Raw genomic sequence first — 9,531 nt, forward strand, 5'->3', positions numbered from 1 at the left:
GGCACCGGCCAGGCAGGGCTGATGCCTCGCACCATCCAACCGCAACTCCTCACCTGAAAGGGTCGATCATGACCAGCATTCCCTTTGCGCAGCCGGGCATGGCGGCACGTGAAGTATCCGAGACGTTCACCTCCGCCGAAATCTTCAATTCGGCCATACCGCACCCTGTCACCGAGGACTTTCCCGTGGCAGGGGATGTAGCGCTGCCGGCTTTCTCGGTTGTCGGCCTCGCGGCCACGGACACCCTGGCCATGGCGACTTTTGTCCATGTGCCCGGCAGCAAGGCGACCGGCCGACTGGTGTTCTCCGGTGTCGGAGCAGTTGACGACGCCATCACCATCGGCGCGACGGTCTATACCTTGAAAGCTGGGCCGACCACTGTCGCCGGTCAGGTCAAGATCGGTGCGACGGCGGCGGAGACCGCCAGCAATTTGATCGCGGCGATCAACGGCGGAGCTGGTGCCGGCTCCGCATACGGCTCGCTCACCACGCCCCATCCCGATGTCAGCGCTCAATCTGATGCCGCCGGCATCGTCGGTATCGTCGCCAAGGCCGCAGGAGCGCCCGGCAACGCGATCGCAACCACCGAGACCGGCGCGGCCATCGCATTTTCGAACACCACCCTCGTCGGCGGGGCGGATCAGATCGGTGTGGCGCCGCTCGGCATCACGACTGCCCCGGTGGTCGACACCGATGTCGCGCAGCGCGTCGCGATCTACCGGGCCGGCAATTTCAATCCGGATGCGCTCAATTGGGATGTCTCGTTCAACACGGATGACAAGCGCGAGGCGGCTTTCCGGAGCGCGCCGGCGCCCACCAACATCCTCATCCGCAAGCGGCTCTGAGCGCAGGGCGCAAACCCTCAACCCAATCGCGGCCCCGGCCGCATCTTTCACAAGGGCCACGACCATGGCGGATTTCGACAACTACGAACTTTGGGATACGCACACCCTGCTCGGTGTGTTCCGCGAACTCGACATCGTGCCGAGCTACTGGCTCGATCTTCTCTTCCCCCACCAGATGTCATCGACCGACGAATATATCGACCTGGAGAAAATTCCGCGTTCGGGGCGGAAGCTCGCGCCCTTCGTCGCCCCGATGGCGCAGGGCCGGGCGATCTACGAGGAAGGCGCGCGCGTCGAACGCTTCAAGCCGGGTTATGTCAAGGCCAGCGATCCGGTGTCGCCGCTGCGGGCTCTCACCCGCCGCCCGGGCACCTTGCTCGGTCCCAATGCGCAGAGCCCCGCGGCGCGCTACGATGCGGTCAAAGCCGACATCCTGCAGTTCCATCGCGTTGCGGTCGAAAGGCTCTGGGAATGGATGGCCGCCAAGGCCGTCATCGACGGCAAGGTCGTCATTGAAGGCAAGGACATGCCGCAGCGGCTGGTCGACTTCGGTCGCGCCGCCGGACACACCGTGGTGCTCGGCGCCGGCGCGCGCTGGGGCGATCCCGGGGTGTCCATCCTCGACGACATCCAGGGCTGGGCGGACACGATGCATTCGGCCGAATTCGGCGGCGCGCCGAACCGCATCACCGTCGGCACGGATGCCTGGGGTGTCATGCGACGCGACAGCGAGATCCTTGCCGAGATGGACTTGACCCGGCGCGGCAATGCCGACCTGACGATCAAGACCGGCCTCATGACCACCGGCGAGGTCCGCTATGGCGGCACGCTCGGTGGCGGTATCGAAGTCTGGGTCTATAAGGACTACTACACCGTCAACGGCTCGGTCACTCCGTTCATGTCGCCCAAGGATGTCGTGCTGACCGGTCCGAACGTGCAGGGCTATCGCTGCTTCGGAACGATCGTCGACGTGCATGCGCAGTTCGAGGCGCTGCCGATCTTCCCGCGCAACTACATCCCTGAAGGCGATGTGGCGATCGAGCAGATCCTCACCCAGTCGGCGCCGCTGATGGTGCCCGTCAATCCGAACGCGACGCTGAAGGCGACGGTCCTCGGCTGATTGCCCCGGTCCGGCATCGTTCTCGGCATTTCAACATCATTGGAGAAAGCATCATGGTCAAAGCCGTTGCTTTGAGCACCGTTCACCTGTGCAAGTCGCCGGGCGAGAAGAGCCCGGAAGGCAAGACAATCAAGCGCGCAGAAATCGAGGTGAAGGCGCCTGGATCAATCATCGACGTCGACAAGAAGCAGCTCGACGATCTTGTCGCAAAGGGTGCCGCGCGCCCAGCCAGCAAGGTTGACCTCGTGAAGGCGGACGAGGCCAGCCAGATGGACCTCGGCCAGGTCTGAGGTCTCACCTTTTCGGAGCCTTTCATGGATATTCGTGCAGCCCGATCGCGCCTTGTCCATGAGACGCGCTCCCGCATGGGCGACCTGATCACCATCCGCGCCAAGCAGCGTGGCGAGATGTCGGTGGCCGACGATCCGTCGCGCCCGGCCATGCTCGGCCTGAAAGGCCGGTTCGACATCGATCTGGACCTTGAATTCCTCGGCGGACGCGATCGCGGCATGGCGCCGACCCGCTACGCCGGCCGGCTGTGCAGCGTTTCGATCCCGCGTGCCGACATGACCTGGCTGCCGAAGGCCGGCGATCAGTGCGAGGTCACCACCCGGCCGGCCGAGCCGATCTATTCGATCGAGCGCGTCGTCGATGACCTGCCCGAGGTGATCGTGTTCTATCTGTCGAACCTGCAGGCCGCGTCGTGATCTCCGCCGAAGGCGGCAACGACGACCGCCCGTCGGGCAGGTTTGCCCGGCCGTCCGCAAGGAGCGGCGAAGCCGAGGCAAGCGAAGGACAGAACGGATGAGCCTGGTTAATGCCATGCTGCGCATGCTGGCCGTCCAGGCGCTGCGCGGCAACACCATTGCCGCCGACGGCGTTACCGATTCCTCCATCGAGGCGTTGTCTTCGATCATGAGCGACCGGCAGGCGCCGGTCATCCTGGTGCGCATCGACGAAACCAAGTATGCCGCCCAGAACGAAGGCTTCTTCGTCACCTCCGGCACCGTGACCTTCGCGCTCGACCTCATCGTTGCCTCGAGCGTCACCTATCAGACGACCGACGGCCAGGCGGTCAACCAGATCGAGATCGCGCCGACCGATGCCGGTCTTGAATTCTCGCTCGACATGCTCGACCGGCAGTGGCGGCGCGTGCTGTCCGACCCGAACAATGCCTTCGCGGAATGCTTCCGCTCGCTTGTCGCCGCGATCGGGCCGGTGAAGGCCGCTCGCGGCGTCGATCCGGAGGACGGCCGCAAGCACGCCATCCGCATGGTCGAGATCGAGATCGAGCCGGTCTGCGATCCCGCTCCGGGCGCCAAGCTGCCTCCCGTCATCGACACGGCACTGACCAAACTGGCGACGGTCGCGGACTACCAGTCTGCGGTCGTCATCATGCGCGGCGAGTTCGCCAAGGGCGTCGACCTGATGAGCTGGCAGAAGATCCAGTCGACCCTGATGACCACGGCAGCGGTGCCGGCCATGCTGGGCGTCGCGCCGCCCGATGCCGGCGAAGTCGTCGGGTTCGACCGGGTCGGCACCCTCATCAACGGCGAGCAGACCGAACTGACGGACGATATCCTGCCCGATCCCGATCTCGGCGGGTCCGCCTGATGCATGACACGGAACTGGTGAAGGTCATCCTCGGCCTGCAGGCCGATATCGCCGCGTTAAAGCGCATGGTCGCCGGCAACCTGCGGTTCGGCACGGTGAAGAAGGTCGATCACGACACCAAGCGCGTGCAACTCTTGCTGTCCGACGCCAATGGCCGCGAATTCCTGTCGCCGCTGCGGCCGTGGGGCGAGATCGCCGGCACCGAAAAGTCCTGGCGGCCGCCGACGCAAGGCCAGCAGATGATGCTGGTCGCGCCGCATGGCGACATGCGCCAGGCGGTCGCGCTGCCGATGACCTATTCGGACCAGAACGCATCCCCGTCGTCCGATCCGGGGACGCGGATCCTGTCGACCTTCGGCGGGGCGACGATGCTGTTCGACGGCGGCGGCGACCGCGCGGAACTGTCGGCATCCCGCGTCGACCTCGGCGCGGCCGAGGGCAAGAAGGTCGCTCGCATAGGCGATAAGGTTCACGTCAGTTCGGGATCTTCGACCGGCCTTTGGCCGATCGTCGAGGGCTCCTCGAAAGTATTCGCCGCCGACTAGGAGGCCTCCATGAAACTCGTTGTCACCAAGCGCGCCCCGCACCTTGGCGTGGCCGGCACCGCCGTCGAAATGACGCCGTCGCAGGCGGCCTATGAGCGGCTGCGCGGCCATGTCGTCGAGCCGGCGCAGCCGAAGGCTGATGGATCGGCCGACGCTCCGGCGAAGGGCAGACGCGGGAAGCGCAAGTGACGCAATTCGGCATGGACCGCTCGACCGGGCTGCGGCAGAGCGGCTGGGACAACGTCATCCAGGCGATCGAGATCCTGCTGACGACACGCTATTTCGAGCGCGTCTTGCGTGAATATGTCGGCAGTCCGGTCCCGGCGCTGCTCGGCGAGCTCGCCAACGTCCAGACCGTCATCCGCTTCCAGTGGTCGGTCGCGGCCGTGATCCTGCTTTTCGAGCCGCGCCTCACGCCGACGCGCATCTCGCCGCTGACACTCGACCGCGCCGGCGCTTCCGCCTGGGTCATCGAAGGCATCTACCGGCCGCGCGCCCATCTCGGCGACTTCACGCCGGCCGGCACCGTCTCGCTGCGCCTCGGTCAGGCCGGCGGCCAACTGATCGTAACTTCTTCATAGCCTCACGCCGCGCACGGCTTCGCCGCCGCGGCTCCGGTGGGGCGCGGCATCAGCCGCGACGGCCCGTCGGCCTTGCGGGCTTCGCCCGGAAACAGGAACCGCCATGCTCGATCTGTCCACGCTCGAGGGCCTGCCGGCACCGCAGGCGATCACCGTCACGTCGGAGGCCGACGCTCTCGCCGCCATCAAGGCCGTCTTCGTCGACCTGGCGACCAGCTACGGGCTCGACGTCTCCGGCATCATCGACCTCGAGGGCGAGCCGGGCAACATCCAGCTGCAGGTCGGCGCCTTCCGCGAGGTGCTCTACAGGGCGGCGATCAACGACGCGGTCAAAGCCAACCTGCTGGCCTTCGCGGCCGGCGCCGATCTCGATCACCTGGCTGCGTTCTATGACGTCATCCGCCTGACCGGCGAAACTGATGCCAGGCTGCGCGCCCGCACTGTGGTCGCCATTTCCGGCCGCTCAACAGCCGGCTCCGAAGACTGGTACAAAAGCGCCGCGTTCCGGGCGAGCATCCGCGTCAAGGAGGTCGCCGTCTATCGCGTCGGTACCGGCCCGGACATTCGCATTGCCGTGCTTGCGACCGACAATTTCGGCGAGCCGGACGCCGCTCTGCTCGCCGCGGTCGACGCCGACGTGCAGAAGAACAGCGTGCGGGTGATTTCCGACCGCATCACCGTTGTGTCCGCCACAAGCGCGACGGTGAACGTCGCCGCCGATATCTGGCTTCTGCCGACGACGCCGATGACCGTCTTCGAAAGCCTCGAGGCTCTGTTGCGCCAGTCGTTGGCCGACGAGGGCGGGCTCGGCTTCAACCTGACGCGCTCCTGGCTGGTTTCCAAGCTGCAGGCGCCGGGCGTCCAGAAAGTGTCGCTGACCGCTCCGGTGACCGACACGACCGTGGATGACGGCGCCGCGGTGAAGCTTGGCACGGTGACGCTCACCTTCAAGGGCCGCGACCGGTGAGCCAACGGCAGAACCTGCTGCCGCAGAACGCGACGGCCTTCGAGCGCGCGCTCGCGGAATCGCTCGATCGGCTGCCGGAGCTTGAGCCCGGTTTCGACGAGCTGCGCGGCTTCAAATTCGCGCCGGTGCAGCCCTCGATCCTGCCCTGGCTCGTCGTCGAATACGGGCTTGGCGCGATCTCGCAATGCCTGCCCGACCTCGCCTCGGTCATCGAATACGGCCTGCGGTGGCAGCGGGTGAAAGGCACGCCGCAAGGTGTGGCCGAAAGCCTGACATGGGTCGGCTACGCCTTCTCGACCTTCTACGAGGCGCCGGTGCGCCGCACCCGCTGGCACTTCTATGAACTTGAGCTCGACCGTTTCCGCGACGACGAGGATGATCTCGGCACGATCGAGGCCGTGGTGCGCCTGTCGGACCCGGTCCGCTCCGAGTTCTACCGCGCCTGGAACGGCTACAATGTGCGCGAGCACGACTGGGCCTACACCAGGTGGGGCGACGGCATCTGGGGCGACAACTCCGGCGTCTTCCTCCACGCCGGCGGCGTCAAATGGTCCTTCAGCCGCACCTTCGATGCCGGCCAGCACGATCTGACGGAAGCCGAGCTGACCGCGCTTGGCGCCTGGATCGAGCCGGTCGAGGGCGGGTCGATCGGCTGGGGGCCGTTCCCCTGGAACACGCCCGGCCTGAAATGGGTCTCGGACGCCGCTCTGTCGCGGGCGCAGATCATCGCCACCGCGCTGCTCGCCAAGTCGTGCTGGATCGGCGTCTATCGTGAGGACGGCTCGCCGATCGGCTTCCGCAAGGCGCGGGTCTACCGGCCGGTCAACGCTTCCTTCGGCGGGTACTACCAGGCCGCCGGGCAAAGCTGGGTCGTGGCAAGCGGCGCCGGTCCGAACCTTTATGTCGAAGCCATGATGGATTTCGGCGAAGGCGAGGGCGAGACCATCCAATCCTGGAGCGTCACGCTCGGCGGCGTGCCCGTCGGCGCACACCCCGCCGGTATCCGCTGGCTGCCCGGCGCCGCAATCGCGGGTGGCGCCATCGTCGGCGGCTTCGATATCGCGCCGGCGCTTCTCGGCAAAACCTCGCGCGAACGCTTTCGTGCGCTCTTGAAAATCAGCTGAGGCAAAATGGCTTACGAGCACGAGTCGAACCTGACCGGCGCCTATGACCGCTCCCCGCAGTTCCCGCTGTGGGACAGCGTGCTCAACCGTGAAGGCAAGATTGGTCAGGCGGCCGAGATGGTCGAGGCCCAGACCATCCTTCAGCGGAAGATCCGTTCGATCGGCAATCTGGTCGCGCGCGACGGCGACCGCGTCGAAGGCGCCGACATCATCATCGACGTTGCGGCGCAAACCGTCACGCTGATCGCCGGCAAGCTCTATGTGGCAGGCCGTGTTCTCGACGCGCCGGCGGCGGTGCTGACAGACGTGCCGATGACAGGTGCCGTGCACATTGGGGTGCGCCTGCTCAAAACGTATGTCACCGAGCTCGAGGAGCCCGCTCTGCTGGGCCTGATGCCGGGCTCGCTGTCCGAGGGGGAAGCGGGCGCCGCGCGCGTCGTGTTCGCGCTCGCCTGGGGCTTCTCCGGCGACGGCGGCGAGGGCGATCTCTATTCGGTCTACCTGTTGAAGGACGGTGTGGCGATCGACCAGACGCCGCCGCCGAACCTGACCGGCATCAACGCGCAGCTCGCGATCTACGACTTCGACGCGAACGGCAACTATATCGTCTCCGGCTGCTCCGTCTCGGCGCTGGGCAAGGATGGCGCCGACCAGGTCTTCTCGATCGCCGAGGGCGTCGCCAACATCAAGGGCCAGAAGCGCACGCGCTATGCGGCGCTGCGCCACCGTGAGACGGAAAGCTTCGATCTCTTCCGCATCCCGACCGAGGTGCACACCTTCGGCACGAACCCGACTATCGTCACCCTCAATCACGGGCCGATCGCCACGATCCGCGAAGTTCTGGTCGAGAAGGAAGTAACTGATACGGTTGTTCGTGGCGGCACGCCGAACGGCTCCGACGCTCTGGTCAACACGGGCGTGACGTCGATCCTCGAGGTGAACCAGGGCGCCACGACCTATGCGACGCCGGCCGATTACACGAAGGCCGGCGACCTGGTGTCGTGGGCGGCCGGCGGCGCCGAGCCCGCGACCGGGTCGAGCTACACCGTCAAATACCGCTATCTAGGCATCGTCTCGGCAACGGATATCACCGCAACCACCATCACCGTCGCCGGCGGCGTCAATGGCGGGCAAATCCAGGTCGACTATGACTTCAAGCTGCCGCGCGTCGACGTGCTCGGCTTGGATAGCGACGGCAATTCAGTCTACCTGAAGGGCGTTTCGAGCCGCACCAACGCGCTGCCGCCGACGGTGCCGGCCGACGTGCTGCCGCTCGCGCTGGTCGAGAACATCTGGACCGGCACGCCGAACGTCACCAATATCGGCGTGCGCGCCTACACCATGGCGAAGATCGACCGGATGTATAACAGCCTGGTCGACGCTCTGGACCTGATCGCGCTCGAGCGCCTGCAGCGCGACATCGACAGCCGCGAGCCGATCTCGAAGAACGGCGTGTTCGTCGATCCCTTCACCTCCGACCGCTACCGAGACGAGGGCGAGGCGCAGACCGCGGCCGTGTTCGGCGGCTTGCTGCGGCTGGCGATCGACCCGACCTTCCATGCGGTCAACCTGCCCGGCGTGACGCTGCTGAACTGGACGGAAGAAGTCGCGGTCGAGCAGGCTCTCGCCACCCGCTGCACCAAGATCAACCCCTATCAGAACTTCACGCCGCTGCCGGCGTCGATGACGATCAACCCGCCGGTCGACTACTGGACCGAGAGCGCCACCGAATGGGCCTCCGACAGCGCGGCGGCTTTGTCGTCGCCCGTGGTCATCACCACGTCGAGGTCGACCACCGGCCGCACCACGACGACGACCACGACGACGCAGAAGGAGACGATCGAGAGCTCGACGCGCGAGGAGCGGCTTTCCTATCTCAGGCAGATCTCGCTGCAGTTCACTATTCATGGCTTCGGCGCGGGAGAAAACCTGACCAAGCTCGAGTTCGACGGCATCGACGTCAATCCGGGCGGCCTTTCCGCCGACGGCGCCGGCCAGATCGTCAACAGCTTCACCGTCCCGGCCAATGTGCCGGCCGGCGCGAAGGGCCTCGTCGCCGAGGGCGCCGGCGGCTCGAAGGCTGCCGCCATCTTCGTCGGGCAGGGCACGATCGACATCGAGACGCTGCGTCGCGTCGTCACCACGACCGTGCAGCAGACCTCGGTGACAGCGCCGCGCGAGACCGGAGGTGTCGGCGGCGGTGGCGGCGGCAATGGCGGCAGCCGGTCCGACCCGCTGGCCCAGACCTTCACGCTGACCGAGGGGCGGCACATTGCCGGCGTCAACCTGAAGGTCTGCCTGGTCGGCGATCCCGACAATCCGATTGTGCTCGAGCTTGTCGAGGTCGCCAACGGCATCCCGACCGTCAACGTCATCGCCCAGGCGTTCTACGACATGAACGCAGCGGTGATCGGCCAGTGGACCGAGATCCGCTTCCCCTATCCGATCTGGCTCGCCGGCGGCATCGAATACGCCTTCGTCGTCAAGACCAACGATGGCAACCATTCGATAAGACCGCCAAGCTCGGCGACTTCGATGCCGACCTGCAGCAGCCGGTCGCCGCGCAGCCCTATTCGGTCGGCGTCATGCTGTCGTCGTCGAACGCCGTCACCTGGACGCCGCACCAGGACGAGGACATCTGCTTCCAGCTGGTTGCGGCTAAATTCGCGCCGGCGACCAAGACCGTCAATGTCGGCACCTTCGCGGTCGCCAACATGAGCGATCTCCTGATCCGC

11 protein-coding genes are annotated in these 9,531 nt (G+C 66.1%); all 11 read left to right on the forward strand.

Going from position 1 to position 9,531, the window contains the following annotated elements:
• Positions 1-845 (forward strand): hypothetical protein (locus EOA79_RS32740; protein WP_206639241.1); only part of this gene is annotated, 845 nt, incomplete at its 5' end.
• Between the two features lie 64 nt (positions 846-909).
• The gene (locus EOA79_RS12645) at positions 910-1,965 is read left to right on the forward strand and encodes a major capsid protein (protein ID WP_164748238.1); all 1,056 of its coding nucleotides are present in this window, start codon (positions 910-912) and stop codon (positions 1,963-1,965) included.
• Between the two features lie 53 nt (positions 1,966-2,018).
• Positions 2,019-2,255: a hypothetical protein gene (locus EOA79_RS12650; RefSeq protein WP_127335104.1), complete on the forward strand. Its 237-nt coding sequence runs from the start codon at positions 2,019-2,021 to the stop codon at positions 2,253-2,255.
• 24 nt (positions 2,256-2,279) lie between these two features.
• On the forward strand, positions 2,280-2,672 hold the full coding sequence (locus tag EOA79_RS12655) for a hypothetical protein (RefSeq protein ID WP_127335103.1): 393 nt from the start codon (positions 2,280-2,282) through the stop codon (positions 2,670-2,672).
• Between the two features lie 97 nt (positions 2,673-2,769).
• Positions 2,770-3,579 (forward strand): hypothetical protein, encoded by an 810-nt coding sequence (locus tag EOA79_RS32745; protein WP_164748237.1) that lies wholly within the window; start codon positions 2,770-2,772, stop codon positions 3,577-3,579.
• A complete protein-coding gene (locus EOA79_RS32750; protein WP_164748236.1) occupies positions 3,579-4,124 on the forward strand; it encodes a phage baseplate assembly protein V in 546 nt (181 codons plus the stop codon). Before EOA79_RS32745 ends, EOA79_RS32750 begins: the two co-directional genes overlap by 1 nt.
• 9 nt (positions 4,125-4,133) lie before the next feature.
• The gene (locus EOA79_RS12665; protein WP_127215575.1) at positions 4,134-4,313 is read left to right on the forward strand and encodes a hypothetical protein; all 180 of its coding nucleotides are present in this window, start codon (positions 4,134-4,136) and stop codon (positions 4,311-4,313) included.
• Entirely contained in the window at positions 4,310-4,705 is a 396-nt protein-coding gene (locus EOA79_RS12670; RefSeq protein ID WP_127215576.1) for a GPW/gp25 family protein, read from the forward strand. The genes EOA79_RS12665 and EOA79_RS12670 overlap by 4 nt, the downstream gene beginning before the upstream one ends.
• Positions 4,706-4,808: 103 nt before the next feature.
• Positions 4,809-5,672, forward strand: coding sequence for a baseplate J/gp47 family protein (locus EOA79_RS12675; RefSeq protein WP_127335102.1), 864 nt, complete (start codon positions 4,809-4,811; stop codon positions 5,670-5,672).
• Positions 5,669-6,796, forward strand: a complete 1,128-nt coding sequence (locus tag EOA79_RS12680) for a phage tail protein (protein ID WP_127335101.1) — start codon at positions 5,669-5,671, stop codon at positions 6,794-6,796. Before EOA79_RS12675 ends, EOA79_RS12680 begins: the two co-directional genes overlap by 4 nt.
• 6 nt (positions 6,797-6,802) lie before the next feature.
• On the forward strand, positions 6,803-9,514 hold the full coding sequence (locus EOA79_RS12685; protein ID WP_127335100.1) for a DUF4815 domain-containing protein: 2,712 nt from the start codon (positions 6,803-6,805) through the stop codon (positions 9,512-9,514).
• Positions 9,515-9,531 lie beyond the last annotated feature (17 nt).

The sequence above is a fragment of the Mesorhizobium sp. M1A.F.Ca.IN.020.03.2.1 genome (assembly GCF_004023205.1).
GTDB lineage: Bacteria > Pseudomonadota > Alphaproteobacteria > Rhizobiales > Rhizobiaceae > Mesorhizobium.